This window comes from Pseudarthrobacter sulfonivorans (assembly GCF_014712225.1).
Taxonomy (GTDB): domain Bacteria; phylum Actinomycetota; class Actinomycetes; order Actinomycetales; family Micrococcaceae; genus Arthrobacter; species Arthrobacter sulfonivorans.
Genome location: NZ_JACXBW010000021.1, coordinates 1 through 26,260, shown reverse-complemented (window position 1 = coordinate 26,260; position 26,260 = coordinate 1). Strand labels below are relative to the sequence as shown.

The following is a 26,260-nucleotide window of genomic DNA, read 5'->3' as shown; positions in this document are numbered from 1 at the left end:
GTAGGCTGGACCGATGAAACGCCGCCTTGTCGCCCTGTCCGCCGTCCCCCTGCTTCTCCTTATTGCTGGCTGTGGTTCGGTGCAGGAAGCGGCCGAAAACGCCGCGAACGATGCCGCTTCCAAGGTAGCCACCGCCGCCACCGACGAGGTCCGCAAGCAGGTCTGCGCCGTGGTGGAGGACGGGCTCGTCAGCATCCAGGACAAGGCACTGCTGGGCGGACTCGTCTCCGCTGCCGACGCCGCCGGGGTGCCCGCGGAAATTACGACGCCGCTGGGCGAGATCGCCGAAGCGGGCGACCAAGTGCCGGCCGGGTCAGTCGACGCGCTGACGGAGGCGTGCCGGGCTTAAGTTCCACGGGACCAAACCCCCTGAAGACTGGCTCAGTCCCATTCAACGACTACATGGTGCTCCTTAAAAGAGGAGCACCGGTGTCATGCAAAGCCCGGGGCCTTGTCCCGCAACCACGGCGTCCTGGCGGAGAGATGACTACCCCTCACACTCGAGGCAGTACGAATGGCCGTTGCTTTGGCGCGCGAGCTGGGACCGGTGTCGGACCAGGAAGCAGGAATAGCAGGTGAACTCGTCCGCCGCCTGCGGAATGACCTGAACGATGAGCTCTTCGGCGACGATCTCTCCACCAGGGGTGAGGCCCTCGTCGAGTGCGTCGGCTTCGTCCAGTTCAGTGACGACGCTGCGGGCGTCCGGGGCATTCGCAGATTGCAGTGCCTCGAGCGAGCGGTCCTGGGATTCCTTGACGTCGGAGCGGACTTCGTCGTAATCGGTTGCCACTTTCTTGATTCTCATTTCTGACGTTTTCGGCGGTGTTCTTTCTGACGAGACTGCAACGTACGCCATCGTGCCCTTGTTCCCGCGTCGAGGGAACTGGATGAGGGCCACTGCACTCCGTCCCGGTCAGTGTGGGGACTGGTAGCCGGCACGTCGCGCCGGCGTCCTTCGGGTACGGCAACCGGCTTGAGGGTATGGACGGCGTGGGAACGTTTGCGGCCGCGAGCATCGATTAAAGGGAAGTTGTCCTGACGGTTCGCGTGGAACTCGTCAACAGCGGGCCAGCTGTTGGGCGCCAGTTGGAAATCCGGGGCACCCCTGGCTCTGAAGCAGGTACATCAGGTCCTGCAGGCAGCATTTGGCTGGGAAGACGCGCAACTGCACCGGTTCACACCGCGTGATCCGTTCGCACCGCTGCGGACGGTCGACGGCGAGATTCCGGAGGCCCTGCAGTGGCTTCCGGGCCAGGAGTGTGAAGAACCGGGGGACCGGCGACGGTCGGGCCGGCGGAAGCGAAAATAACCGGGTGTGGCCCACCACCCCCACCCCTAGCTTGCCGGAATCTTCATTAGCGGCCTCGCAAAATAGGTAGGGTGAGCGTGCCTAACAGGCGGCCTGGAGCAGCTCCGGAAACCCAGAATGTGCTTACCTATTCGCCGGCGCGGCCACGCCCCTCCCGCGGCTCCGTGACTGTCACGGCAAGCCGAGGCGGCCTAGAGTGCCGCTGATGAGGATGCCGATGGTTTCGTTGTTGCGGTCGCGCCAAAGTGCGTTTGTCGACGAGGGTGACGTAGAAGTTGAATTTTCCGGCGTTTCGGGCATCTTGCCGGTCTCGAGCTCGATGACGACGTATCCCGTTGACCGCGCTAACGGCCCATTCGCAGTTGATGCTGGCGCCGCTCCCCCTTTTGGAACGTGCAGACAGTATCCGCCTGCGTCCTGCCATCACACGATGACGGCGGGTCATCAAGCCCGGAAGGCTGTCACTGCCGGAGTCTGTCATCTCCTTCCTTCTTGGCTTGGTCAATGTCGCCCCGACTGTCACTCCACCAGCAATCCCCCCCACCTTTAGGACGGGAGTCTTTCGAGCCACCTGAAGCCTTTGGCGTGCGAGCCGTTGATTGATAGTCCGAGCGTATGGATGCGCTAATTCTTTGTCTGGATTATGTATTGCCTCGTGAGGCAGGTCACTGGTTCACTGGATCCACCGGCGATGACGTGAGGATGCGTCAGCCGGAGGATATGCCCACGTGCGCACTGGGGACGACCTTCCGACCGGAAGCCGCCAGTCGAGCGTTCTCCAGCGCGATCGGACATTCATTCGCCCGACAATACGCTCCAATTCAAGGAGATTCACCATGACCACTACGGATCCCACGCTGACCACATGGTCTCCCGGCGTCGATGCCACCGACCAGCTGTGGCGCTGGAGCGCGACCGAAATGGCCGGTGCTGTGGCCACGGGAATCGTCTCCAGCCGCGAGGTGGTGCAAAGCTGCCTGGGGCGGATCGAGGAGGTCAACCCGGAACTCAACGCCCTTGTCGAGGTGCGGCCTGAGGAGGCGCTGGCGATGGCTGATGAAGCTGACCGGCGGCGGGCGGCCGGCGAGGAACTCGGGCCACTCCACGGCGTCCCGGTGTCCATCAAGGTGAACTCGGACCAGGCCGGCTACGCCACCACGCAAGGCATCTCCGCCTTTAAGGACGCCATGGCGAACGAGGACAGCCCCCACGTGGCCAGCCTGCGCCGCGCCGGGGCCGTGCTCATGGGCCGGAGCAACTCCCCCGCCTTCGCCTACCGCTGGTTCACCAACAACGACCTGCACGGACGCACCCTCAACCCGTGGGACTCCTCCCGCACCCCAGGCGGCTCCAGTGGCGGGGCGAGTTCCGCCGTCGCCTCCGGCATGGTCCCCATCGCCGGCGGCAACGACATTGGCGGGTCGGTACGCTACCCCGCCTACGCCTGCGGCGTCGTGGGGCTGCGGCCCACCGTGGGGCGGGTTGCCCAGACCTACCACCCTGACGACGTCGACGCGTCCCTGTCGGTGCAGAGCATGCTCGTTCAGGGACCCCTGGCCCGCACCGTTGCCGATGTTCGGCTCACCATGAGTGCGCTCAATGACTTCAGCCCGCGGGACCCCGCCTTCGTCCCGGGCGCACACGCAGCCGCCCGGCCCGTGCGCCCACTCCGTGTCGGACTTGTCCGCGACTTTGGTCCTGCCGCACCCACTGCCGCAGTGAGTGCTTCCCTGGACCAGGCCGCCGGATACCTAAGCGGCGTCGGCTACGTAGTCGAGGAGATCGAACTGTCCGTCCTGGCAGAGGCCTACCGGCTCTGGTACCTGCTGTGCATGGAAGAGTTCCGCCTCGCGATGCCGCTGGTCAACGAGGTCGGGGACGCGGGGATGCAAAAAGCAGCGGAGCACTACTACGCCGTAGCTGCCGACTGGTGGGGCGAAAAGCCGACCCTGGAACAGTTCATCGCGGGATACGCCCGCCGGGGCACACTCATCCGCCAACTCGGTGCCATCCTCGAATCCCACCCCCTGATCCTCTTGCCCGTCTCGGCCGAACAGGCCTTTGAGCAGGACGCAGACATCGCCAGCGTGGAGAGCATGCGCCGGCTCATGGCTGCGCAGGCGTCCATGATGGCGATCCCCCTCCTCGGATTCCCGGCCATGTCCGTACCCACCGGGCTGGCCAACGGACTACCCGCCGGGGTGCAGCTTCTCGGACGGCGGTTCGACGAAAACACCCTGCTCGACGCCGCCACCGTCATCGAAGCACGCGCCGGAACGTTCACGCCCATCGACCCTCGCTAAGGGAGCCCAGCTGCGCGACCGGGCCGGCCAAACCTGCCGGGCCCGGCTCGCCAGGCTGAAGTCGGTTGGTAGCGGCTAGGTCCGCCGATCTTAATCTCTGGCTTGCCCGCGTTTCATGGTGCAGTATTGGCGGTAGAGACAGCGCCTGGTGCCCCCTCTTGACGGGGTTCAAGCGGGACGGATGCGCAGCGTGCGTGGCGGGGCTAGCGTCTGCCCAAGTACCGCTCTCGCCTTTGCGCTTAGCTCGTGTTCACCGGGGGTAGTTCACAGCTGTTGCGATCGCACGCGCTGCGAATGAAGCGTTTGGGATCATGGTTGATCGCATCGCTGAGGTCTGGTCCAGTGTGCCTCCAGCACGCCTCATGGCTGGTCCTTCTCAGCGATGCCGGCGCCGCCCAGTCGATGTCCCGCAAGGGCAACTGCTATGACAACGCAGTCATGGAGAACTTCTTCGGACATCTCAAGGAGGAGCTCTTCCACCACGTCCGGTTCCTCAGCACCAACGCCCTGGCAGCAGCATTGGACGAGTACATCCACTGGTACAACACCGAAAGAATCTCCACAAAACTCAAGGGCCTGAGCCCGGTGCAATACCGGGCCCAGACCCTCGCAGCCTAGAATCCCATTTAGCCAGTCCAACTATCGGGGACCGGTTCACCGAAGCGGGAGCGTTCCGCACGCCCAGCCACCGCCGGACCCCGGAAAGGTTGCAGGTCTGGCGCAGCCTCGACGCTCTCCACGAGAGCGCCTTCGCAACGCCCGCCGTGATCGTCGGCGCCGACGTCATCGACCGCATGCTCTGCCTGCGCTGCATCCGAAAGATCAGGCGGAACCGGGCGGCTCACATTGCGAAGATTTTCCATGACACTTCGTAGGATTCTCCCGGTTCGAGCTGGATCAGATTCTGGCCGCTGTTGAAGGCGTCAGGGGGACAGGTCATGGGTTCCACCGCGAGCCCCAGCCTGTTCCGTGCGGGCGGCTGCTTGTCGGCCGTGTGGATCTGGAGCCACTGGCAGGTCCGGTCCCAGGCCATGCCTACTCCGGTCCCGCTCGGGTCCCGGGCCACGAGTCGTGTGCGGCCGGCATCGTTAAAGGTGATGCCGGTGAAGGCGTGGTCGATCTTGGTGGCACCGATGCTTCGCGGCGTGCGGAAGTCGAACTCGTGTCCGTCCACGGCCCGCACGGCGACGGGCAACAGTCGGTCCGGGGTCACGTCCAGGAACTCGCTGGCCGGAACCTCCAGCGTCCATTCATCCAGCGGGGCCGGTCCGGCGACCAGGTACGGGTGCGGGCACACGCCGTAGGGCGCGGTTTCGGCGCTGAAGTTGGTCGCCGTTACGGCCGCGTGCAGGCCGTCGGCGTCCAGGCGGTAGTGGGCGGTGACTTTGACCAGGAACGGATAACCTGGCGCCGGGCCGACTGAGCAGGTGAGGACCACGGCGGACTCAGTATGCTCCTTCAGCGTCCAGACGAGGGGAAAGGCCAGGCCGTGCAGGGCACAGTCCCGCTCCACTTCGTTGATGGGCAGCCGGTATTCGGCTCCGCGGAAGGTGTACTTGCCGTCGGCGATGCGGTTGGGCCAGGGGGCCGCGATGATGCCCCGGTAGTCGGGGATGGGCCCGCCTTCGGGGAACGGGACGATCAAGTCACGTTCCCCGTGCTGCAACACCCGCACCGCGGCCCCGCGGGCGGTGATGACCGCGGTGTAGTCACCGTGCCGGAGTCCGTATTCGGTCACAGCCCGCCGGCCAGCTTGTAGTAGGCGGCGTTCCAGGCGAGTTCCTTTTTGAAGCCCCGGATGGTGGTGCCCTCGTCGATGGTGAGCAGCTCCGTTTGGGCGATTTCGGCGAAGTCCTCGAATACGTCCATTCCGACGGCGGTGCTCAGGACGGTGTGGTGGGCCGCGCCAGCGGTAAGCCAGGCCGCCGCGGATGTCGCGAAGTCGGGCTTCGGGGACCACAGCGCCCGTGCCACCGGCAGGTTGGGCAGCGGCTCGTCCAGGTCCACCACGTCGACGGCGTTGGCCACCAGGCGGAAGCGGTCGCGCATGTCGGAGAGCGCGACGACGACGCCCGGGCCGGCGTCGGTGTCGAAGACCATGCGGACGGGGTCTTCTTTTCCGCCGATGCCCAGCGGGTGGATTTCGACGCGCGGCTTTCTGGCGGTCAGGGAGGGGCAGACCTCGAGCATGTGGGCGCCCAGGATCTTCTCGGCGCCTGGCTCCAGGTGGTACGTGTAGTCCTCCATCAGTGAGGCGCCGCCGGGCAGTCCGGCACCCATGACCTTTGCGGCGCGGACCAGGATGGCGGTTTTCCAGTCGCCCTCGGCGCCGAAGCCGTAGCCGTCGGCCATCAGCCGCTGGACGGCCATGCCGGGCAGCTGCCGGAGAGCGCCCAGGTCCTCGAAGGAAGTAGTGAAGGCCGCGGAGCCGTTGGCCTCCAGGAAGCTGCGCAGGCCCAGTTCGATCCGGGCGCTGTAACGCAGCGACTCGTGGCGGGCACCGCCCTTTTGGAGCTCGGGGACCACCTCGTAAAGGCGCTCGTACTCTGCAACCAGGGCGTCGACGTCGGACTCTGCGGCGCCGTGCACCGCCTCGGCGAGTTCGTTGACGGACCAGGTGTTGACCGAGACGCCGAAGCGTAGCTCGGCCTCGGTCTTGTCACCTTCGGTGACGGCGACGTTGCGCATGTTGTCACCGAAGCGGGTGAGCTTCAGGGTCCGGACGGCCGCCCAGCCGGCCGAGGCGCGCTGCCAGGATCCCACCTGGCGGCAGACCTCGGGGTTGGACACGTGCCCCACCACTGTCTTGCGCGGAATGCCGAGGCGCGACTGGATGTAGCCGAACTCCCGGTCGCCGTGCGCAGCCTGGTTCAGGTTCATGAAGTCGAAGTCAATGTCCGCCCAGGGCAGGTCCCGGTTGGCCTGGGTGTGCAGGTGCAGCAGCGGCTTGCGGAGCAGGTCCAGGCCCTGGATCCACATCTTGGCCGGGGAGAAGGTGTGCATCCAGGCGGTCACACCGATCACGGCGTCGTCCGAGTTCGCCTCCAGGGCGGTGCGGCGGATCGCGTCCGAATCGGTGAGCACGGGCTTCCAGACGATCTTGACCGGAACATCCGAGGATTCGTTGAGGGCGGCGGCAATCTCCTGGGACTGCGCGGCCACCTGCTTGAGGACATCCTCGCCGTAGAGGTGCTGGCTGCCGGTGAGGAACCAGACCTCGTAGCGCTCGAGGGAGGTGTTGTTGGCGTTGGACATGGAGTTCTCCTGGAAAGTTGGTGGGTCTAGCGGCCGTACACGTTCTGGTAGCGGTCGTAGAGGGATTCGATTTGGCCCGGGTCGATGGGCAATGGCTCGCCGAGCTGCCGTGAGATGTGGACGGTGCGGGCCACCTCCTCGCACATGACTGCGGCTTTGACCGCTGAACGGGCGTCCTTGCCGATGGTGAACGGGCCGTGGTTCTGCATCAGGACCGCCGGGGAGTTCGAGGCCTGCAGCGTCTCCACGATCCCGCGGCCGATCGAGTCGTCGCCGATCAACGCGAACGGGCCCACCGGGATCGTGCCGCCGAATTCATCGCCCATCATGGTCAGCACGCACGGAATCGCTTCACCGCGCGCTGCCCAGGCGGTGGCGTAGGTGGAGTGGGTGTGCACCACTCCCCCGACGTCGGGCATGTGCCGGTAGACGTAGGCGTGCGCCGCGGTGTCCGAGGACGGCGTCAGTGCTGGGTTGTCCCAATCCGCGGCGGTTCCGTCGGCGCCAGCCGACAGGTGAGTCACCGGGGTGCCGTACAGGTCCGTGACCACCATGAGTTCCGGGGTCAGCTCGTCGTAGGATACGCCCGAGGGCTTGATGACCATCAGGTCACAGCCCGGAACGCGCGCCGAGACGTTGCCGGCCGTCCAGACCACCAGTTCGTAACGGGTAAGCTCGGCGTGCAGTTCGCAGACCTCGGCCCGGATACGGCCAATGGTTTCCAGCAGGTCGCTCATGCGCGCACCTGCTCGGCGCGTTCGGCGGCATCTGTACCGATATGGTCGGCACCTGAGGCGGCCAGGCTGGGTCTGGCGTTGCGCTGGATGGCCTTGAGCCGGTGCATGACGTCGTTGGTTCCCCGGCCGAAGTAGTCGTGCAGGGTGCGGTACTCCCGGAAAAGTTCCTCGTAGGCGGCGACGTTCTCCGGGATCGGGGTGTAGACCGCGCCGGGGACCGACCCCATGGCCGCCGCGGCGGCCCGGATGTCCGTGTACCGGCCCGCCGCGACGGCGGCGTGGATGGCCGACCCCAGGGCGGGCCCTTGGGCGGAGCCGATGGTGGAGAGCTGCAGCCCGGTGATGTCCGCGTAAATCTGCATCAGGAGTTTGTTCTTCAATAGCCCCCCGGCGACGATGAATTCCTTCACCGGCACGCCGGAGTCGCGGAAGGCCTCAACGATGGTGCGGGTGCCGAAGGCCGTGGCTTCCAACAGTGCCCGGTAGATGTCCTCGGGGCGGGTGGCCAGGGTCTGTCCCACCACCACACCGGACAGCTCGTGGTCCACGAGTACCGAGCGGTTGCCCGAGTGCCAGTCCAGGGCGATCAGGCCATGCTCGCCGATTTCCCGGCCGGAGGTGAGTTCCGTCAGGTACTCGTGGATGCCCAGGCCCGCAGCGGCCGCAGCGTCGTGGTACTCCGGCGGAACGCCGTATTTCGTGAACCAGCCGAAGATGTCGCCCACGCCCGACTGGCCTGCTTCATAGCCCCACAGACCCTCCACGATGCCGCCGTCGACCACCCCGCACATGCCGGGCACCTCGCGCAGGACATCACCGTTCATCACATGGCAGGTGGACGTGCCCATGATGGCCACGAGCTGGCCAGGCTCCACAGCTTTCGCCGCAGGGGCGGTGACATGGGCGTCCACGTTGCCGACGGCCACGGCGATGCCCTCGGGCAGCCCGGTCCAGGCAGCTGCCTCGGCGGTCAGGAAGCCGGCGGCGTCGCCAAGCCGGCCGATGGTGTGGTCCAGCTTGGCACTCACGAAGTCCTTGAACTGAGGGTTAAGGGCGGCCAAGAAGTCCTCGGACGGGTAGCTGCCATCCTGATAGATCCCTTTGTACCCCGCAGTGCAGGCGTTGCGGACGTAGTTCCCGCACAGCTGCCAGACGATCCAGTCGGCCGCTTCCACCCAGTGGTCCATCTCGGCGTACGCTTCCGGGTCCTCTTCCAGCAGCTGCAGCCCCTTGGCGAACTCCCATTCGGAGGAGATCAGCCCGCCGTAGCGGGGCAGCCAGGTCTCGCCCAGCTCAGCGGCGAGGGCGTTGATGCGGTCTGCCTGGCCCTGGGCCGCATGATGGCGCCAGAGCTTGACGTAGGCGTGCGGTCTGTTCGCGAAGCCGGGCACCTCGTTCAGCGGGGTGCCGTCCGCCTTGACCGGCACCATGGTGCAGGCCGTGAAGTCGGTCGCGATCCCGACGACGGCGGACGGGTCAATCTCCGCATCCGCGATCGCCGCCGGCACGGCGTTCCGAAGCACGTCCCGGTAGTCGTTCGGCACCTGAAGCGCCCAATCCCCGGGAAGGCGGGCAGCCTTTCCATCTGCTGCGTCGGCCACGTCCGCCGGAAGAGCTTCGGTGACCACCGCATGCGGGTAATCGAACACCCCGCTGCCAAGTTCCTTGCCGTCCCGGACCCGGACCACGACGGCCCGCCCTGACAGCGTGCCGTAATCCACCCCGATCACGTAATTCTCGCTGCCGTCTGCTGTGACGTCCATGAATCCTCCAAGTAGAACCACCCGACCATGTCGCGGGCTGAAATTAAGTGAGCGCTAACACGAATGCCGTCAAGTGTCCTGAGTCCATCCTTGGGCGCCGACGATTCCGCGACCAATCTAGGTTTTGAAGAAACCGGCGCTGGAGGAACACCTGCTCGGCAACGTCCCTCTTTGGCATACGGGTGTATCACCATCCCGGCAGCGACCTCCTGCTGGCTCTCATCCCTGCGCGGAGCATCCTCGCGTCCGAGATAAAAACTCGCGGTCCGGGGCGTCGGCGCCTGCAGAGTCTGCAACGAAGAGACGCCACCAAATCCCCAGGGTGAAGCTGGCCGAGGGCGCGTAACGCTCCCCCGGCCAGACTCCCAACCTAGACCTTGTAGCCCGACGGCGGTGTGAGCACCCCGCGCTCGATGAGCTTCTCGATATTGGCGGCCCGCGTCGAGTCTTCCCGGGCCAGCCAGCCCTCGCTCGGGGGAGCATCCAAGTACTGGTTCTTCGGGTAGATCGGGTTGTCGTAAATAATCCGATACTGCTCTGTGCGCAGGTCCTTGAACTGGTTGTACAGGCCGTTTGACATTCGCGCCCGGCGGAGCGCTTCGATGTCGATCGTGGTGCAGACGAACGAGTCACCCGACGTCCAGCCCTGCTGCTTGGTCAGGATCTGGCCCCGTGGACCGACGATCATGGACTGACCGCCAAACAGGTCCTGCATGCTCCCGTCCTCACGGACTTCGGGCCCCAGGTTCGGAGCGACGACATACGCCGAGTTGAACATGGCGTGCGCCCGGTTCTGCAGTTCCCACATTCCGTTCTGCACGGCCGGCTCGATCAGGGTGCCCCGGATGATGATCTCGGCGCCGTTCATCGCGAGCCCACGCGGCACCTCGGGGTAGACACCCTCGTGGCAGATGGCGTACCCGATGTTGCCTATCTCGGTCTTAGCCACAGGGAAAATGGCGTCCATTGCATTGCCATTGCCCTTCTTTTCAATCCACTCGTCCCACACGTCATGCGGGTTCATGTTGCCAAGCATGCCGCCCTCGTAGGCATCACTGGTGGCCTTGTAACGCTTGTAAATAATTTCGCCCTGCGGATCGATGATAAAGGCGACATTGAAGTGGCGGTCCGGGAAATCCTCATCCTTCACCATGTACAGCTCAGCAGAGATGTAGGTGTTGTGTTCCACGGCCTTCTTTGCCAGCTCGTCCGTTTCCGGCCCAGGGATCGTCACGGCAAAGTGGCGCTCTCGTTCGCGGTTACCTGGCGTGTTGGCGATCATGCCCTGGATTGCCATTTCGGGCAGGACAACCAGCTTGACCGGAGAGCCCTCCCATGCCCCGACCATGACTGCCGTGTCGATGAATTCATTGATGCGCCTGACGTTAGCAACGCCGTCGCCGGGATTCTTCACATTGATTGTCCGCGGCGAAACCGCAACGACTACATATGGATCGACCATTGTTTTTCACTTTCTCTTCTTTGAGTACCTGAGTTAGCGCTAACTCACGGTATTCCGGTTAGGTAGGAAATTGCAAGACCTAAGGGTCATCGATTTTCAGAAATCAGGCAGGAGCCCTTGAGGTACCGCCGCGGGATTTCAGCGGCGGGTATGGGTGCAGGCAGGCGCGGTTGGTGTCAGCGCCGGCTGCGCGGCGACGCTGTGGTGTCGCGGATTATGAGGCGCGGTTCCAGCAGGGGAATGTCTCCCTGCGCCTCCTCTTTGATCATGGCAAGAATCCGGCTTACAGCGATGTGGCCGATCGCTTCGAAGTCCAGCTTCACCGTTGTCAGTGCAGGGCGGAAGAAGGGTGCTTCCTTGACGTCGTCGAATCCGACGACGCTGACGTCGTCCGGTACGCTGCGTCCCGCGTCGTCCATGGCCTTGATTACTCCGAGCGCGAAGGGGTCGTTGGCGGCAAAGACCGCCGTGACGTCCTTCCTTGCGGCGAGCTCACGTCCGACGCGGTATCCCTCTTCGGCCGACCAGTTAGTCGTTGCGAGCGGCGCCGGAACGAAACGGCCAGCCGCGCCCAGTTCCGCCGCCCATCCCTGGACGCGGGAAGATGTTGCCATCCATCCGGGGGGACCTTGGACGTGCCACACTGTTTCGTGCCCGAGATCCAGCAAGTGGCGCACCACCATCCGGGCACCTCGCACTTCGTCTACGGAAACGCTTGTCGGGCTCGGGTGCGACCCTTGCTGGAAGGTCACCACGGGGACACCGATGTCGAGGTCCTCGAGCACCGTGATCGCATCCAACAGGGGCGCGAGAACGATCACGCCGTCAACCGTGTCCGAATTGATGGATTCGAAGGCAGCCCGGATATCCCGACGTTCGAGACTGGCCAGCGTGACTAAACGCGTCGCATAGCCATGTTGCCGGGCTTCCTCGGAAATACCGTACAGGGCCACGGTTGGTCCCAGGACCGACAGTTCGAAGCTGACAACACCGATCGTCATGGTCCGGTTGCTGGCGAGCGCCGCGGCTGCGGGATTCCGGCGGTACCGGAGTTGCGCTATTGCGTGCTCGACGCGTTGGCGGATGTCCGGATCCACATTGGTCGCTCCCCTGACAACCCGTGACACCGTCTGCTGGGACACCCCGGCGAGCCGGGCAACGTCGGACATCCGGGGAGCCTTTGACCTGGAGGCCAGCCGCTCCCCGCGCCCATTGGTGGTTCGGGCTTCTGAAGGCGCGGGAGTCGGGGACATCACTCCATTATCCCCTCTACCCTCGAGGAGGCCCGGAACGCGCCGCGGACGGGCGCGCCAGCTGTCACGGACGCCGGTACCGCAGGACTTCGGGATGCTGGTCGTATGGCCACTCGGCCCCCTCCACCATGTACTTGCGGGTGTTGTAGGTACCGTCCATGGTTGAGGCCAGCGACGGAGGTCCGTCGAAGCCGATGACACCCCACCCGACGCGGTTCTCGTTGCCTCCATACACCGGGTCGCCGTAAAACCCCTGACGGGTGTTGAGCACCAGAAGCGGGAAGAACTCCAGAAAGTCCTCGTTGACCGGTTGGTTTCCTGCCGGCGCGCCCCCAAGACCAACCTCGGAGTGCTCCAGCGAGAAAGCGTTTGGCTTCGCCAAGCCCGATATCGTCTCGAGCACCGCGTCCTGCTCATGTGCCGGGAGTTCGAGGAACTCGACGTCTGCACGCTCTTTGGCCAGCCGGTCCAACTCCACAACGCCCTCGCGGTAAAACTCCCGACGCTGCTTGATGCGCTCCTGCCATGCGGCCTCGTCGCGGCCCTCCATCCGGAGGAACCCGTTGCCGTCCGCTGCCGGGAAGATGAACTGCGTTCCCGCGAGCATCCGGTCAATGAAGCGAACGACCTTGGCCTCACGCGCACCCGGGTGGTGGTCGGTGGGAATAATCCGCGCCGACGCCGCTTCGATGGTGTTCCACTCGTGCTCGGTGAAGTAGACCGGCCCGTCGACGTCCCGTGTTGAGATGGGTACCGTAGCCCATTCCGCCTGTCCCATATGACATCTGTCCTTTCGTGTGCTGTATAAAGTGCGAATCAGTTGTCGGACCAGCCATGGCGGTCCACCTGGAGGATGTGGTCAGAGCACCGCCAGGCGTTCGCCATGATCGTCAGGGCCGGGTTGATGCCGGTTGCCGTGGGGAAGAAGCTCGCATCGAAAACGTACAGGTTGGGTACTTCATGCGAGCGGCACCAGCGATCCACGACGGACGTCGCCGGATCATTGCCCATTCGGGCGGTGCCCAGTTCGTGGGAGGTGTTGCCCGTGATCCGTTCCATGTTGACCGGAATGACCTTCTTCGCCCCAGCAGCCTCGAGGATTTCCCCGTTCTTGGCAACCTGCCAGCGTTCCTGGGCAAAGTCATTGGAGTGGGGCGTGTGGGTAATGCGGGCCACCGGCAGACCCCATGCGTCTTTGACGTTCGGGTCCAGGTCGACGCGGTTGTCCTCCACTGGCAGGTCGTGCAGGAGGACACCGATTTTCATGCTGTGGTTGAAAAATTCGCGGTCGGCGTCCTTTGCCGCCTGGCCCCAGGTAGGCCGGCCGGGGAAGCTCCAGTTCACCGGGTGGCCAATCATGGACGGGAAGATCAGTGATCCCAGGATGTGGCCTCGGCTCTCGTCCGTCTCGTAGAAGTCGAACGAACACAGGCTCATGTAGTGGCCCGCCCACCCGTAAAGCGGGTCGCTGACCTCACGGTCGAACAAGCCGACCGAGAATGAGTACTGATGGAACGTGGCGTTCTTACCCACCATGCCGCTGCCGTTGCCGAGTCCGTCGGGGAAGAGCCCCGACTTGGACATGAGCAGCAGGCGGGGGGTTTCGATGCCGCCGCCACAGACGATCACGGCTTTCGCGTGCTGGACGAACTCGTCGCCGTCCTCGTCCTGGTAGCGGACACCGGTGGCGCGGCCGTCCTTGCCGACGAGGATCTCGCTGACGTAGGAGTCGGAGCGGAGGTCGTAGCGCCCCGTCGCAATCGCGTCAGGAATGAAGCTGATCAGCGTGGATGACTTGCCGCTTCCCGGGTCCGGGTACTGCTGCCAGAAGCCGTTCTCACTGAATGGCTGACGTCCCCGGTAGGGTTCGGTGACCATGCCCTGCGGCATGGGGAATGTGCCATGCCCGAGCTTTGACATCGCGGTGGCGAAGGTCCGGCCAATCTGGCTCAGCGGGGAGGGCTTGGTTGGGTAGCCGCGGCTGCGCCACGCTTCCCACTTGTTTGCCCCGGCAAGACCCGACGTGCCGAACTCCCACTCAACTCGTGTGTAGTACGGCTCCAGCTCGTCGTAGGAGATGGGCCAGTCGACCAGGCTTGCGCCCGGAACGTCGCCGTGCAGGCTGCGCAGCTTGAAATCGCTCTCCGCCATGCGCGGAACCATGCCGCCCCAGTGGGTGGTGCCGCCGCCGACGACCTGCGGCGTGGCGGAAAAGTTGGTGATTTCCGCCTCTACCTTGTCGTTTGGGCGGTAGGTCCGCGGTTTGGTCTTCGGATCCTGCCAGATGAAATTCCGGTTGAGGAACTTGAGCTCGTCTCCCGAGGCGTGCTCGGGCTTTAGCCAAGGCCCACGCTCGAGGCCTACCACCTTGAGGCCGGCCTCCGACAGCACCTTTGCCGCGGTTGCCCCGCCGGCGCCTGCACCGACGATGACGACATCCACCGGCTCAGGCTGCTTCTTCCTGGTCATTGCTTCGTTTCCTTTCGTAAATTCCTGCTATTCGCCACAGCAGTCAGACCGTTACGGCTTCGATGCCGTTCCGGCCCTCGCCTGCAAGAGGCAGGAGCTGGTCCCAGAGTTCCTGAGGGATGTCATGGTTGAGCAGGCCGAGGGTCTCCTCGACCCGGCTCGGCTGGGACATTCCAACGATGGTGGACGCCACGCGCTCATCACGCACCGAGAATTGCAGGGCAGCTGCGGCGAGCGGGACGCCGTGCTGCCTGCACAGTTCCTCCATGCGCAGGACCCTGTCGATCGTCGCCTGGTCCACGGGTGCATAGCAGTACCGCGGGACGGCCCTTGGTCCCTTGACGAGCATTCCGCCGCCGAACGGGGCGGCGTTGATAAAGGCGACCCCGCGGCGGGCGGCGTCCTCCAGGAGCGGCTCGGCGGTCTGTTCAACGAGGGTGTAGCGGTTGTGGCTGATGACGGCGTCGAATGCGTCCGTCGCCAGATACTGCAGCTCCAGATCGATCGGGCCCCCGGCTACGCCCAGGTACTGGATAACTCCCTGGTCCCGGAGATCGATGAGGGCCTCCAGCGGACCTCCCTTGGCCACCCCCTCCTCGAATGAGATCTTCTCGGGGTCGTGCAGGTAGACGAGCTGGAGTTTATCGAGGCCAAGACGCTCAAGGCTCTCCTCGACGGACCGGCGGACGCGGTCCCCGGAGAAGTCGGTGCTGCCGGGAAGCGGGTCGGCCTTCGTGGCCACGACGTATCCCTCGGGGATGCCGCCGCGCTCGGCGATGGCCCGGCCAATCCGCTCTTCACTTGCACCCCCGCCGTACTCATTCGACGTATCAATGAACGTGAAGGGCCCGTCGAAGACACGGTGAATCGTGGCGACGGCGGTGTCTTCATCGACCTCGTAACCGTACTGGGCGGGAAAGCTGCCGAGTGCACTGGTGCCGACACAGATATCGGAGACCGTTAGGCCGGTGCGGCCAAAGGGGCGAATGGACATGGTTCCTGCTTTCTGAAGCTGAATGGGAAGCCGATGGTAGGCGGTCAGGCGGCCTGGGTGCGCCGGAAATGTTTCGAGAAGAATCCGGAGATCCTCTGGACGCCGCCTGCGCTGGAGAGGAAGACGGCGAGGATAATCACTGCGCCCTTGATGACCAGCTGCGGCTCCGAAGAGATCCCGACGAGGTTCATGATGTTGATGATGGTGGTCAGGATGAACACCCCTATCACCGCGTTCAGGGGATCGCCCTTTCCGCCCATGAGGGAGGCGCCGCCCACGACGACGGCTGCGATGGCGTCGAGCTCGTAACCTACGCCGATGAGCGAGCTTCCCTGCCGCAGCTGGGCGGCGGCGACCAGGCCTGCCAGGCCGGCGAGCACGCCGGAGATGGTGTAGGTGATGATCAGGTTCCGCGCGACCGGCAGGCCCGAAAGCCGCGAGGCTTCAGGGTTGCCGCCAATCGCGTAGAGCGAGCGGCCGAACGTGGTGTATTTGGCCACGAGCGCCGCGATCACGGCCACGATAATGAAGATCAGGACGGGGTTGCGAATTCCGAGGAAGCTGCCGCGGGAGAAGGCCTCGATGATCCACTGGTCGCGGATCTCGATCAGGCTTGTTGACTGGATGATGTAGCTGAAGCCCTTGACGGCGCTCATCATGGCGAGCGTGGCGATGAACGGGGGGATGTTCAACCAAACGACGAGGACGCCGTTGATCAGTCCCGCGGCAGCGCAGCAGGCAAGCACGAACACAACGGACGCGCCGGCGGGCATCCCGGCCTGCAAGGTCAGTGCCGTAAGTACCGTGGACATGGCCAGGATCGAGCCTACGGAGAGGTCAATTCCGCCCGTCAGGATGACAAAGTATTGCCCGATCGCCAGCACGACGACGATCGAGGCGGCCGTGATCACGTTCTCAGCATTGCGGAACGTCAGGAAGTCGTCGGAGACGTAATAGCCCACCGCGATGATCACGAGGAGCACAAGGATAAGGTAGCTCTTTGGCAGGGCACGTAGGGCGCTGCCCCGCAGTCGGGAGCTGATACTGGCTGATGGCGATGGGGAGGGGGCGCCACTCGTTGGCGGCAGGGACGACAAGGTCCGGGACATAGTTGTACTCCTGAATAGAAACTGATTGAGGGGCCGTCAGGCGAAGCGTTCGAGGATGGCGTTGCCGGAGGGGTCGATGTCGTCGTGATCGAGTTCGGCGACGACTTTGCCGCGCGCCATCACGAGGACGCGGTCGCACATCATCGCCTCCGTGATCTCGGAGCTCGCCACCACGACGGTTCCCCCGGCCTCCGCGAACTCGCGGATGAGCTCGTACATGTCTTCCTTCGCCCCGACGTCCACGCCGCGGGTTGGTTCGTCGCACACGAGGATGCGTGACTGGCGGACAAGCCACCGGGCCAGGATGGCCTTCTGCTGGGTTCCCCCGCTCAGCGTCTTGAGCGGCTGGTTCACTCCGGACACTTTCATGTCGAGCCGGGCCACCATATCCCCGGCCACAGCACGCTCCCGCCGGGACTGGATCACGCTCAGCCGGCTGAATTGCGGCAGGCAGGCCAACGTGATGTTGCCGGCGACGCCCATGTCCGGGATGAAGCCGGCTGCCTTGCGGTCCTGCGGCAGCAGCCCGATCCCGCGGCGGATCGCGTCGCGGGGGGCGCGGAAGTCCACCGCTTTCCCGTCGACGCGGATCTCGCCGGAAGTCCGCCGCCGCGCACCCGCGATGAGGCCAGCCAGTTCTGACTGGCCACTGCCGATGAGTCCCGAGATGCCCAGGACCTCGCCTTCACGCAGCTCGAACGACACCTTGTCCACGTACCCCTGCTCGGAGAGGTCGCGGGCGGAGAGGATGATGCTCTCCCTTGGTCCGGCGCCGAGGCTGGGCGAGCGTTCCCCGCGGAGGGCCGCTTCGGCAATGGACCCTTCGAGGCTCTTCCCGACCATTGCCGTGACGACGTCGGCAGGCTTGGAGTTTGCTGTCTTCAGATCCGCAGCGTTCACGCCATCGCGGAGCACTGTCACGGCGTCGCAGAGCGAAAAGAGCTCGTCCATGCGGTGCGAAATGTACAGCAGCGTCACGCCTTGTTCGGACAGGGAGCGGAGGACGGTGAACAGCCGCTCGACATCGGGTAGGGGCAACGTGGAGGTGGGTTCATCCAGAAGCAGGACCCGGGCGTCCTTGTGCAGGGCCTTAGCCAACTCCACGGCTTGTTGCTCCGCTGTGGAGTAACTTCCTACGGGGCGGCGGACATCCAGATGGAAGCCGACGCGGTCGAGCGCGGTCCGGGCTTCGGCCTGCATGCGCTGCCAGTCGACAGAGGCCCCCGCCCGCCGGGGCAACTGGCCGAGGAAGATGTTCTCGGCCACCGAGAGCGACGGCACGAGCGACAGCTCCTGGTAAATCGTGTGGATCCCGGCGCGCTGGGAGTCCATCGGGTCACGGAAACGCTGAAGCTCGCCGCCGAGGCGGATGGTTCCGCTGTCCGGGGATTCCGCGCCGGAGAGGATCTTCACGAGCGTTGACTTGCCCGCGCCGTTCTGCCCGGCGAGTGCGTGAATGGATCCGCGGCTGACGCTGAAGCTGACTCCTTTCAGCGCCTGGACGCCAGGATAGGACTTGGTGACGCCGTCGAGCCGCAGCTCCGCAGCGCCGTCGTGGGTGTCTCGCGCTGCCTCCGCCGCTGCGGTGGAAGGTGAGACCGGGTTATGGGCGAGCATCATGCTCCTTATATAGGGCTCTGGTGTGGAACGGCCGGCCACGGGGCAGCGCCGGCCAGGGGCCTCAGTCTTTGGCGCGTACGTAGGTGTCAGTGGGGATGTAGTACTCGGGCGCTTCGGCGGGCGTAATCACCGTCGTGTCGATGTAGTTCGTCTTGTCCGGGCACTGGGCCTGGTCGCCGTTGAAGGCGGCAAGTGCCATCCGCACTGCGGCGACTCCCTGGTCCCACGGCTGGTTGGACGCATCGGCCTGCAACGGGCCCTTCGGGTCGTCCACCATTTCCTTGATCGCCCCCATGCCGCCGTCATAGCTGGCCATGATGATCCCGTCACCCCAGAGACCTGCCTGCTGCAGGCCCTGGACAATGCCGCCATGCATGACGTCACTCATGCTGTAGATAACCTTCAGGTCCCGGTTGGCGGTCGCGACGTCGCGGATCGGGGCGAGCGCCTTGTCGGGCTTCCACTCCCCGTACTTTGTGTCGAGCTTCACGGTGGTGACGCCCGGATGCTTGTCCATGACGCGGTTCCACCCCGTCATGAAACCATTGAACCGGAGGTCGCTCAGCACGTCTCCCGGGAAGCCGCCAATACCGACGAGCTTAATCTCACCCTTGTCACCGTACTTCTCGAGCGCCTTCTGAGCAGCGGTTTCGCCGGCGAGTGAGCCGGTGTGCTCCTGATCCTCCGCGACGTAGCAGAACATGTCCGGGACCAGGGACTTGTCCAGGCTTGAGTTGACGGTGACGACGGGGATACCCGCATCCTTCAGCGCCTGAACCGAGGGTCCGACGCCAAGTGGGTCGTTCGGGTTCATGACCACAACGTCCACGCCCTTCGTGATGAGGGTCTGCACGTCTGCGTTCTGCCGGACGGTGTCACCATTGGCATCAAGCAACTCGACGCGCGCCCCGATCTTGCCCGCCTCGGCCTGGCCGCCCTCAACGAGGGTCTTCCACCAGTCACTGCCGCTGATGCCGCGCTGGCTCCAGCCGATGACCAGCCCCTTGCCGCTTGCCTTCTGCCCTGCATCGTCTGCGGCAGCGCCGCCCTTACAGCCAGCCAGCCCAAGCATGGCGACCGTCAGGATGGAAGCGCACAGAGCCGCCGTGCCGAGCCTTTTGTTTCGACGAATTCCAGTTGTAGTTCTCTGCATGAACAACACTCCCTTGTGTTCGTGACCGCCCCACCTTTGGGGGCTCTGTGAGTCAACTTACACCGTGAGTTAGCGCACTATCAAGGCTTTGGGAAAAATCGGATTAAGTTTTGCCCAGGGCTGGTTTTTCCGCCGAAAACCCCGCAGAATAAGCAAACGGCCACACGCCCTACGCTCAGGAGCATTAGTAAGGGTGCTGATTTATCGCTAACTCGGCCAAACTCTTCTTCGCCTGAGTGCCAACGAAACGGTGCGCGGCAAACTAGGTAGGACAGATGTGCTCGGATCTTGACGAGAACCCGCCCCCGGAGCAACGAGGTCGGCTGGTAGGCCCTGACGCGGGGCCAAACGGTCGGCTCCGCGCGGACGCCGGACTGAAAAATGCGGTTGCCAAACCTGCGGAGACGGCCCTTAATCGTGTATCGATGGTGGACGTCGTGGTACTGGCGGGAGTCTCGACTCAGACTCTGTCCCGGGTGGCGAACGGAAGCCCTGACGTGCGTGCTGCCACCAGGCGGCACGTCATTGCTGCGATGAATGAGCTGGGCTACTGGCCGAACAGTGCGGCACGGGCATTGAGTCGGGGCAGTTTCCGGACCATCGGGGTGATCACGTTCTCGCTGTCCTCACTGGGGACCATGCGCACGCTGGCGGCCATCGCGCTGCAGGCCGCGAGGCAGGACTTCGCCATTACACTCATCCCGGTCACCGCTCCCACCCAGGCCGGGATCCAGGGTGCCTTCTCGCGGATGGGCGAACTCGCCGTCGACGCGGTGATTGCCATCATGGAGGCCCACCTCCTCGGCGCCGCCACGGTGACGTTGCCGCCGGGAGTGAAGGTCGTCGTCGTCGATTCGGGCGCCGGTGACCAGTACAGCGTGGTGGACACCGACCAGGCCGACGGCGCCCGCATGGCCGTCCAACACCTCATGAACCTCGGCCACGAGACCGTCTGGCACGTCGCCGGCCCCGAGGAATCTTTCGCCAGCGAACGCCGTGCCGCCGCCTGGCGCACCACCCTTGCCGACGCCGGAAGGGCCGTCCCGCCTGTGCTCCGCGGCGACTGGTCAGCGGACTCCGGCTACGAGGCCGGACTCCGGCTCGCCGACGAACCCGGCTGCACGGCCGTATTCGCCGCGAACGACCATATGGCCCTCGGCATACTCCGGGCCCTGCGGGAAAAAGGGAAATCCATCCCCGAAGACATGAGCCTGGTCGGCTTCGACGACGTCCCCGAAGCCTCCGCCTACGCTCCCCCGCTCACCACGGTTCGCCAGAACTTCGCCGACGCCGGCAACCGGTGCGTCGACAACGTCCTCCAGCAAATCCGCACGAACACTGCCGTACCCGGCGTCACCCTCGTCCCCACCCAACTCGTGATCCGCCAAAGCACAGCCGCTCCCCTAAGGTGGCTCCCCGAAAGCGGCCGATGCCAAATGACCCTTGCATCAAGAAAAGGAGACGCGAATGCAAACCTTCGTTGATGGTGCTATCCGTATCCACGTGACGAGTAGGCGAGCACTTGATGAAAAGCTCGAAGTCGCTGTGAAACAACTTCAGGCAGTAGCAATGCGCACCCGGACACACGGGATACTCGTCACGCGCCATGAGCCCGGGGCGTACACCGCCGCGCTGTCCAACCAGGTGCCCTTCGGAATCACCATGGAACGGATCTGCTAATTGAAGACGGAAGAGAGCAGGACGTTAGTCAGCGGCGAATGGAAGCATCTCGTCGGGTGCACAGTCGAGGTACGTCATGGCGGCCACCGACTACGAAACGGAGTGGTGGAAGAGGTATCCAACGACTCGTCAATAATGTGGCTTCAATTTGACGGTGTACATGGCCGCCAGCTCATTATGAAGACCGATCCCTACGAAATCTACATTCTCAGTTAAAGGGCATTCATTGCATCCAGAGGCCTGTCGTCGATTGTCCGTAGCAGCGGCATTGCTTCCAGGAGACGTTTTCATGGGACGGGGATCCGTGCTCATGATCTGCCACCATCCGCCTGGACTTCAACGAAGTCGGCAGACTCTGCGTCGAGCGGATGCTGGACCTCATGAAAGGTTTAGCTCTGGATCCCCTTCCGCGATTGCAGCCCGAACTCATTCGCAGGTCCACACCGGACCGCCACAAATGGGAGATGCGGCATCAGCGTCTCCCCTGACCGCAATATCAGCAACCACGCGAGGAACGAGAAATGCAAAACCGACCGCAAACCATGCGAACCACACCCCGCCCCCCGGTCCTCATTCAGAACGACGGCTTGCCGATACCCCAAATTGGACTCGGCATCTACGGCCCGGACGACAATGGGGCCGCCGATGCGGTAGTCAACGCTCTGGAGACGGGGTATAGAAGCATTGATACCGCCGCGTTCTATTTGAACGAAGCTGGAGTCGGAGAAGGTCTCCGGCGCTCCGGTATACCCCGTGAGGAGGTCCATGTCACCACCAAGGTCTGGGGCGAAGACCATGGCTACAACGAGGCCATGGCGGCGTTCGACCGCAGCCTCAGCTCTTTGGCGCTCGAATACGTTGACCTCTACCTCATCCACTGGCCGCTACCAGCTAAGGATAGGTACGTTGAAACGTGGCGGGCCTTGGAGAGAATTCTCAGCGATGGCAGAGCCAAATCGATCGGCGTCTCCAACTTCCAGCCGCACCACTTGGAGCGCCTGTTTGCAGAGACCGACGTCCGCCCGGTGGTCAACCAGATCGAACTGCATCCCGGTTTTCAGAATGAGGCCGTCCGCAAGTTCAATGCCCAGCAGGGCATCCTCACCCAGGCGTGGTCGCCTCTGGGCCGGGGGCGGGTTTTCGAAAACGCTGACCTGATTAGGATTGCTCAGAAACACCAAAGGACTGTCGCGCAGATCGTGATCCGCTGGCACATAGAGCTGGGAAATGTGGTCATTCCCAAATCCATTACACCGGAGAGGATGAAGGAAAACCTCAACGTTTTCGACTTCACACTCGACGAGGAAGACCACACTGTCATCAGGAGTCTTGAAACCGGGAAGCGAACGGGCGACGACCCCGATTTCTTCGGCTAAGTCCGCGGCGGGGCCGCACTGCCGCGCACAATGACTTCAGGCTGAATCTTTGCCAGCTGCGACCTTTCGGCCCCGCCTCCAAGCTCTAGCCGGCTCGGCGTCTACCAAACCCCTCCCGACGAGACCAACGCCACCGTAGAGGCAGCGATCGAAGTTGGCTACCGCCATATCGATAGGGCCGCGGCGTACGGCAACGAACGCGAGGGCGGGGAGGGCCTTCGCCGCTCCGGCGGCCCCCGTGAAGAGGTGTTCGTGGAGACGAAGTCTGTCTTCGACTACGGCCGCGGCACCACCCTCCAATGCTTTCGAAAAAAGCGCCAAGAAGCTCGGCGCGGACCAGATCGATCATCTGATCCTCCAGCGGACAGTAGGCCCTCCAGCCACCGTAGAGCCGAGTTGGCTGGAGGGCCAAGGTAACCCTCGGCCAGTCTCAACTCAACATTGCTTCCCGCCAACGGATAACTGCCGCCCAGCAAGGGCCATCCGGCTTGGTGTGGACACGTCCGGCGCAGGACTATACGCAACCCCCCATCGGGGAAACTTTTTGGAACAACCCCTCGACACCAATAATAAGTGTGCTTAGCATTGAGGCTCGATCAGTTGCTCTTCGCGTACAGACTGGCAGGCAGGATTTTCTCGGACAAATCTGCGGTCTGCAAGCCATTGGCCTCCCGACCCTTTGGGCTGGACTCTTCGGGCCACAATCCTCATTCCCCATTTCCTCGCTGGCTTAGTTCGCGTATGTGGGTGACGTTTGCGCCGCCGTTCCGGTCCCCAGGCCCTGCGACTTTCTGCGCTTACACTCCCTGAAGCTACGACTACCTGGCCAGATCAGGACGGGCAAGAAAGAAAAGAGCGGAAAAGTGAAGGCTGTAGTTTACAAAGGACCGAACGACGTCAGCGTCGAGGATGTACCGGACGCGAAGATTGAGCATCCCGCCGATGTGCTGGTGCGGATCACCTCGACCAATATTTGCGGCTCTGACCTGCACATGTATGAGGGCCGCACCAGCTTCGAACCCGGACGCACGTTTGGGCACGAGAACCTGGGCGAAGTGGTGGAGACCGGCCCGGCGGTGAGCAAAGTGAAGGTGGGTGATCGTGTTGTGCTGCCGTTCAACATCGCGTGTGGGTTCTGTAAGAACTGCGAACGCGGTTTCACCAATTACTGCCTGACCATGCAGCCAGAACCCAAGCTCGCCGGCGCGGCCTACGGGTTTGCGGACATGGGCCCGTACCAGGGCGGACAGGCCGAATACCTGCGGGTGCCGTACGGGGACTTCAACTGCCTGCGCCTGGGCGAGGACTCCGTGGAGAAGGAACTCGACTACGTTATGGTCGCCGACATTTTCCCCACCGGCTGGCATGCCACCATGCTGGCCGGGGTGTACCCGGGCGACTCGGTCGTCATCTATGGTGCAGGACCCGTCGGGCTCATGGCTGCCTACTCGGCCATTATTAAAGGCGCCGGCAAAGTCATGGTCGTGGACCGCCAAAGCGACCGCCTGAAGCTGGCTGAACAGATCGGGGCCATCCCTGTCGATGATTCCGAAGTGGACCCTGTCGAGTTCGTCAAAGACCAGACCATGGGATTCGGGGCGGACCGGGGCTGCGAATGCGTCGGCTACCAGGCGCACGACCCGGGCGGAAACGAACAACCCAACCTCACCCTGAACCGGCTTGTAGACTCCGTCCGGTTCGTCGGCGGTCTGGGCGTCGTCGGGGTGTTCCTGCCCCAGGACCCGGGGGCTCCCGACAAGCTCGCCCAGCAGGGCCAGGTGGCCTTCGACTACGGAAATTACTGGTTCAAGGGACAAACGATGGGCTCCGGCCAGTGCCCGGTCAAGAAATACAACCGGGCCCTGCGCGACCTCATCGCCGGCGGGAAGGCCAGCCCCTCCTTCCTCGTCAGCCACGAGCTGCCGCTGGATCAGGCCCCCGAGGGCTACAAGAACTTCGACAGCCGCGAAGACGGCTGGACCAAAGTCGTCCTCCACCCGGCCAGCGCCTGAGAAAGCCCGGACAGGAGAACCTTCCATGTGGAAACGAGCGATTTACCGGACGTGGTACTGATGCGGGCAATGGTTTACCGAGGCCCGTACAAAGTACGGGTCGAAGAAAAAGACATTCCGAAGATCGAACACCCTAACGATGCCATCATCCGGGTCACCACGGGTGCGATCTGCGGCTCTGACCTGCACCTGTACCACGGCATGATGCCGGATACCCGGGTGGGGATGACGTTCGGGCATGAGTTCGTGGGGGTGGTGCACGAGGTGGGCCCCTCCGTGCAGAACCTGGTCCCCGGCGACCGCGTGATGGTCCCCTTCAACGTCTACTGCGGCTCCTGCTACTTCTGCTCCCGCGGGCTCTTCTCGAACTGCCACAACGTGAACCCGAACGCGACGGCGGTGGGCGGCATCTACGGTTACTCCCACACCTGCGGAGGGTACGACGGCGGCCAGGCGGAGTTCGTCCGGGTCCCCTTTGCGGACGTGGGGCCCTCGAAGATTCCTGACTGGATGGACGAAGAGGACGCAGTCCTGCTCACCGATGCGCTCCCCACCGGGTACTTCGGGGCGCAGCTGGGCGACATCGCGGAGGGCGATACCGTGGTGGTGTTCGGGGCCGGGCCGGTGGGGCTGTTCGCCGCGAAATCCTCCTGGCTGATGGGCGCCGGCCGGGTGATCGTCATCGACCACCTGGAATACCGGCTCGAAAAGGCCCGCAGCTTCGCGCACGCCGAGACGTACAACTTCGTGGAGTACGACGACATTGTGGTGCACCTGAAGAAGGCCACCGACTACCTGGGCGCCGACGTCGTGATTGACGCGGTGGGGGCCGAGGCGGACGGCAGCTTCCTCCAGCACGTGAGCGCGGCGAAACTGAAGCTGCAGGGCGGCTCCCCCGTGGCCCTGAACTGGGCCATCGACGCCGTCCGCAAGGGCGGGACGGTGTCCGTGGTGGGGGCGTACGGTCCGCTCTTCAGTGCCGTGAAGTTCGGCGACGCCATGAACAAGGGCCTGACGCTTCGGATGAACCAGTGCCCGGTCAAACGCCAGTGGCCGCGGCTCTTCGAGCACATCCGAAACGGCTACCTGAAGCCAAGCGATATCGTTACCCACCGCATCCCGCTGGAACACATCGCCGAGGGGTACCACATGTTCTCCGCGAAGCTCGATGACTGCATCAAGCCCCTCATCGTTTCGACTCCGGCGTGAAAGGAAAAGCATCATGGCTGAGATACCAACGCCCTACACCGCCACCACGCCGGCGCCGAAGGAGTCTGTGGAGGACCTGCGGGACCGGATCCCTGGCTGGGGTGCGGACCTTGACCCGGCGGACCGGCCCTCCTACCCCCGCGAACAGCCCGGGATCGAGACCGGTGCGCGCTGGGACTTCCCGGACCGGCAGCCCGAGAAATGGCCGCGGGAGCGGTCCGTCGAGCACGCATTCCTGACTCCCGTCTTCGGCACCTCCACACCTCCCAAGGGCGCGTCCGGGGCAATCCGGAAATACGCCTACAAATACAGCGAAGGCAGGGCCGCGCACTGGCTTCTTCTGATCGCAGCCGACCGGGTAGACGCCTGGGAACACCACCTGAAGTCCTTCGCCACCTTCCATCCCGACAACCCCGTCACCGAAACCGGGATGCTCAGCGAGTTCTCCCGCCACGGCATGAGCTCCCGATTCGGAAAAAAGCGGGCCGACACGAACCACCAGTGGATCGACCCGCTCCTAGACGATATGAAGTGAGGGGTGCGGGGCCCCATCCCG

Annotated in this window: 21 protein-coding genes and 2 pseudogenes; 10 read left to right on the top strand and 13 right to left on the bottom strand. The window is 64.0% G+C overall.

Annotated features, from left to right (window positions below; genetic code table 11):
• Nucleotides 1–13 precede the first annotated feature (13 nt).
• The gene (locus IAQ70_RS20205; protein ID WP_190991616.1) at nucleotides 14–349 is read left to right on the top strand and encodes a hypothetical protein; all 336 of its coding nucleotides are present in this window, start codon (nucleotides 14–16) and stop codon (nucleotides 347–349) included.
• Nucleotides 350–487: 138 nt separating this feature from the next.
• Here IAQ70_RS20205 and IAQ70_RS20200 read toward each other — a convergent pair whose 3' ends face one another.
• Entirely contained in the window at nucleotides 488–790 is a 303-nt protein-coding gene (locus tag IAQ70_RS20200) for a DUF4193 domain-containing protein (RefSeq protein ID WP_190991703.1), read from the bottom strand.
• A gap of 1,355 nt (nucleotides 791–2,145) precedes the next feature.
• Here IAQ70_RS20200 and IAQ70_RS20195 point away from each other — a divergent pair.
• Together IAQ70_RS20195 and IAQ70_RS20190 are read left to right on the top strand one after the other, a co-directional pair.
• Nucleotides 2,146–3,612, top strand: a complete 1,467-nt coding sequence (locus IAQ70_RS20195) for an amidase family protein (protein WP_190991614.1) — start codon at nucleotides 2,146–2,148, stop codon at nucleotides 3,610–3,612.
• Between the two features lie 372 nt (nucleotides 3,613–3,984).
• Nucleotides 3,985–4,230, top strand: a pseudogene (locus tag IAQ70_RS20190) (transposase); the annotation flags it as partial.
• 223 nt (nucleotides 4,231–4,453) lie between these two features.
• Here the strand turns inward: IAQ70_RS20190 and IAQ70_RS20185 are convergent.
• The 12 genes from IAQ70_RS20185 to IAQ70_RS20130 all read right to left on the bottom strand — a co-directional run bounded on the left by IAQ70_RS20185 (nucleotide 4,454) and on the right by IAQ70_RS20130 (nucleotide 19,427).
• Nucleotides 4,454–5,350, bottom strand: coding sequence for an aldose 1-epimerase family protein (locus IAQ70_RS20185; protein ID WP_190991610.1), 897 nt, complete (start codon nucleotides 5,348–5,350; stop codon nucleotides 4,454–4,456).
• Nucleotides 5,347–6,867: an L-arabinose isomerase gene (araA, locus tag IAQ70_RS20180; RefSeq protein ID WP_190991608.1), complete on the bottom strand. Its 1,521-nt coding sequence runs from the start codon at nucleotides 6,865–6,867 to the stop codon at nucleotides 5,347–5,349. Before araA ends, IAQ70_RS20185 begins: the two co-directional genes overlap by 4 nt.
• Before the next feature lie 26 nt (nucleotides 6,868–6,893).
• Nucleotides 6,894–7,604, bottom strand: coding sequence for an L-ribulose-5-phosphate 4-epimerase (locus IAQ70_RS20175; RefSeq protein WP_190991606.1), 711 nt, complete (start codon nucleotides 7,602–7,604; stop codon nucleotides 6,894–6,896).
• Complete coding sequence (araB, locus tag IAQ70_RS20170; protein WP_190991604.1) at nucleotides 7,601–9,367, bottom strand: ribulokinase; 1,767 nt, start codon at nucleotides 9,365–9,367, stop codon at nucleotides 7,601–7,603. The genes IAQ70_RS20175 and araB overlap by 4 nt, the downstream gene beginning before the upstream one ends.
• Before the next feature lie 370 nt (nucleotides 9,368–9,737).
• Nucleotides 9,738–10,829 (bottom strand): nitrilase-related carbon-nitrogen hydrolase, encoded by a 1,092-nt coding sequence (locus IAQ70_RS20165; RefSeq protein ID WP_190991602.1) that lies wholly within the window; start codon nucleotides 10,827–10,829, stop codon nucleotides 9,738–9,740.
• 176 nt (nucleotides 10,830–11,005) lie between these two features.
• Entirely contained in the window at nucleotides 11,006–11,998 is a 993-nt protein-coding gene (locus tag IAQ70_RS20160) for a LacI family DNA-binding transcriptional regulator (RefSeq protein WP_190991600.1), read from the bottom strand.
• Between the two features lie 148 nt (nucleotides 11,999–12,146).
• On the bottom strand, nucleotides 12,147–12,860 hold the full coding sequence (locus IAQ70_RS20155; protein WP_190991598.1) for a gluconate 2-dehydrogenase subunit 3 family protein: 714 nt from the start codon (nucleotides 12,858–12,860) through the stop codon (nucleotides 12,147–12,149).
• Between the two features lie 38 nt (nucleotides 12,861–12,898).
• Nucleotides 12,899–14,551, bottom strand: a complete 1,653-nt coding sequence (locus tag IAQ70_RS20150; protein ID WP_190991596.1) for a GMC family oxidoreductase — start codon at nucleotides 14,549–14,551, stop codon at nucleotides 12,899–12,901.
• Nucleotides 14,552–14,594: 43 nt separating this feature from the next.
• Nucleotides 14,595–15,545 (bottom strand): aldo/keto reductase, encoded by a 951-nt coding sequence (locus IAQ70_RS20145; RefSeq protein WP_190991594.1) that lies wholly within the window; start codon nucleotides 15,543–15,545, stop codon nucleotides 14,595–14,597.
• Between the two features lie 44 nt (nucleotides 15,546–15,589).
• The gene (locus IAQ70_RS20140) at nucleotides 15,590–16,528 is read right to left on the bottom strand and encodes an ABC transporter permease (protein WP_317983722.1); all 939 of its coding nucleotides are present in this window, start codon (nucleotides 16,526–16,528) and stop codon (nucleotides 15,590–15,592) included.
• 162 nt (nucleotides 16,529–16,690) lie between these two features.
• Entirely contained in the window at nucleotides 16,691–18,274 is a 1,584-nt protein-coding gene (locus IAQ70_RS20135) for a sugar ABC transporter ATP-binding protein (RefSeq protein WP_223860445.1), read from the bottom strand.
• Nucleotides 18,275–18,335: 61 nt separating this feature from the next.
• Complete coding sequence (locus tag IAQ70_RS20130; RefSeq protein WP_190991590.1) at nucleotides 18,336–19,427, bottom strand: sugar ABC transporter substrate-binding protein; 1,092 nt, start codon at nucleotides 19,425–19,427, stop codon at nucleotides 18,336–18,338.
• 425 nt (nucleotides 19,428–19,852) lie between these two features.
• Here IAQ70_RS20130 and IAQ70_RS20125 point away from each other — a divergent pair, with 425 nt between their 5' ends.
• The 7 genes and pseudogenes from IAQ70_RS20125 to IAQ70_RS20095 all read left to right on the top strand — a co-directional run bounded on the left by IAQ70_RS20125 (nucleotide 19,853) and on the right by IAQ70_RS20095 (nucleotide 26,239).
• A complete protein-coding gene (locus tag IAQ70_RS20125; protein ID WP_190991588.1) occupies nucleotides 19,853–20,911 on the top strand; it encodes a LacI family DNA-binding transcriptional regulator in 1,059 nt (352 codons plus the stop codon).
• On the top strand, nucleotides 20,895–21,107 hold the full coding sequence (locus IAQ70_RS20120) for a hypothetical protein (protein WP_190991586.1): 213 nt from the start codon (nucleotides 20,895–20,897) through the stop codon (nucleotides 21,105–21,107). Before IAQ70_RS20125 ends, IAQ70_RS20120 begins: the two co-directional genes overlap by 17 nt.
• A 521-nt stretch (nucleotides 21,108–21,628) precedes the next feature.
• Nucleotides 21,629–22,483 carry an aldo/keto reductase gene (locus tag IAQ70_RS20115; protein ID WP_223860443.1) on the top strand — a complete coding sequence of 285 codons (855 nt, stop codon included), beginning with the start codon at nucleotides 21,629–21,631 and terminating at the stop codon, nucleotides 22,481–22,483.
• Between the two features lie 45 nt (nucleotides 22,484–22,528).
• A pseudogene (locus tag IAQ70_RS22910) lies at nucleotides 22,529–22,847 on the top strand (aldo/keto reductase); the annotation flags it as partial.
• Between the two features lie 499 nt (nucleotides 22,848–23,346).
• Nucleotides 23,347–24,495 carry a glutathione-independent formaldehyde dehydrogenase gene (locus IAQ70_RS20105; protein ID WP_190991584.1) on the top strand — a complete coding sequence of 383 codons (1,149 nt, stop codon included), beginning with the start codon at nucleotides 23,347–23,349 and terminating at the stop codon, nucleotides 24,493–24,495.
• Nucleotides 24,496–24,555: 60 nt separating this feature from the next.
• Nucleotides 24,556–25,704: a zinc-dependent alcohol dehydrogenase gene (locus IAQ70_RS20100; RefSeq protein ID WP_190991697.1), complete on the top strand. Its 1,149-nt coding sequence runs from the start codon at nucleotides 24,556–24,558 to the stop codon at nucleotides 25,702–25,704.
• A 13-nt stretch (nucleotides 25,705–25,717) separates the two neighbouring features.
• Nucleotides 25,718–26,239 carry a hypothetical protein gene (locus IAQ70_RS20095; RefSeq protein ID WP_190991582.1) on the top strand — a complete coding sequence of 174 codons (522 nt, stop codon included), beginning with the start codon at nucleotides 25,718–25,720 and terminating at the stop codon, nucleotides 26,237–26,239.
• Nucleotides 26,240–26,260: the final 21 nt, after the last annotated feature.

What these genes read in the sequence shown, in the direction of transcription:
- IAQ70_RS20205 (WP_190991616.1), top strand. Translation starts at nt 14, where the DNA reads ATGAAACGCCGCCTTGTCGCCCTGTCCGCCGTCCCCCTGCTTCTCCTT.
- IAQ70_RS20195 (WP_190991614.1), top strand. Translation starts at nt 2,146, where the DNA reads ATGACCACTACGGATCCCACGCTGACCACATGGTCTCCCGGCGTCGAT.
- araA (WP_190991608.1), bottom strand. Translation starts at nt 6,867, where the DNA reads ATGTCCAACGCCAACAACACCTCCCTCGAGCGCTACGAGGTCTGGTTC.
- IAQ70_RS20175 (WP_190991606.1), bottom strand. Translation starts at nt 7,604, where the DNA reads ATGAGCGACCTGCTGGAAACCATTGGCCGTATCCGGGCCGAGGTCTGC.
- araB (WP_190991604.1), bottom strand. Translation starts at nt 9,367, where the DNA reads ATGGACGTCACAGCAGACGGCAGCGAGAATTACGTGATCGGGGTGGAT.
- IAQ70_RS20165 (WP_190991602.1), bottom strand. Translation starts at nt 10,829, where the DNA reads ATGGTCGATCCATATGTAGTCGTTGCGGTTTCGCCGCGGACAATCAAT.
- IAQ70_RS20160 (WP_190991600.1), bottom strand. Translation starts at nt 11,998, where the DNA reads ATGTCCGACGTTGCCCGGCTCGCCGGGGTGTCCCAGCAGACGGTGTCA.
- IAQ70_RS20155 (WP_190991598.1), bottom strand. Translation starts at nt 12,860, where the DNA reads ATGGGACAGGCGGAATGGGCTACGGTACCCATCTCAACACGGGACGTC.
- IAQ70_RS20150 (WP_190991596.1), bottom strand. Translation starts at nt 14,551, where the DNA reads ATGACCAGGAAGAAGCAGCCTGAGCCGGTGGATGTCGTCATCGTCGGT.
- IAQ70_RS20145 (WP_190991594.1), bottom strand. Translation starts at nt 15,545, where the DNA reads ATGTCCATTCGCCCCTTTGGCCGCACCGGCCTAACGGTCTCCGATATC.
- IAQ70_RS20135 (WP_223860445.1), bottom strand. Translation starts at nt 18,274, where the DNA reads ATGATGCTCGCCCATAACCCGGTCTCACCTTCCACCGCAGCGGCGGAG.
- IAQ70_RS20130 (WP_190991590.1), bottom strand. Translation starts at nt 19,427, where the DNA reads ATGCAGAGAACTACAACTGGAATTCGTCGAAACAAAAGGCTCGGCACG.
- IAQ70_RS20125 (WP_190991588.1), top strand. Translation starts at nt 19,853, where the DNA reads ATGGTGGACGTCGTGGTACTGGCGGGAGTCTCGACTCAGACTCTGTCC.
- IAQ70_RS20120 (WP_190991586.1), top strand. Translation starts at nt 20,895, where the DNA reads ATGCAAACCTTCGTTGATGGTGCTATCCGTATCCACGTGACGAGTAGG.
- IAQ70_RS20115 (WP_223860443.1), top strand. Translation starts at nt 21,629, where the DNA reads ATGCAAAACCGACCGCAAACCATGCGAACCACACCCCGCCCCCCGGTC.
- IAQ70_RS20100 (WP_190991697.1), top strand. Translation starts at nt 24,556, where the DNA reads ATGCGGGCAATGGTTTACCGAGGCCCGTACAAAGTACGGGTCGAAGAA.
- IAQ70_RS20095 (WP_190991582.1), top strand. Translation starts at nt 25,718, where the DNA reads ATGGCTGAGATACCAACGCCCTACACCGCCACCACGCCGGCGCCGAAG.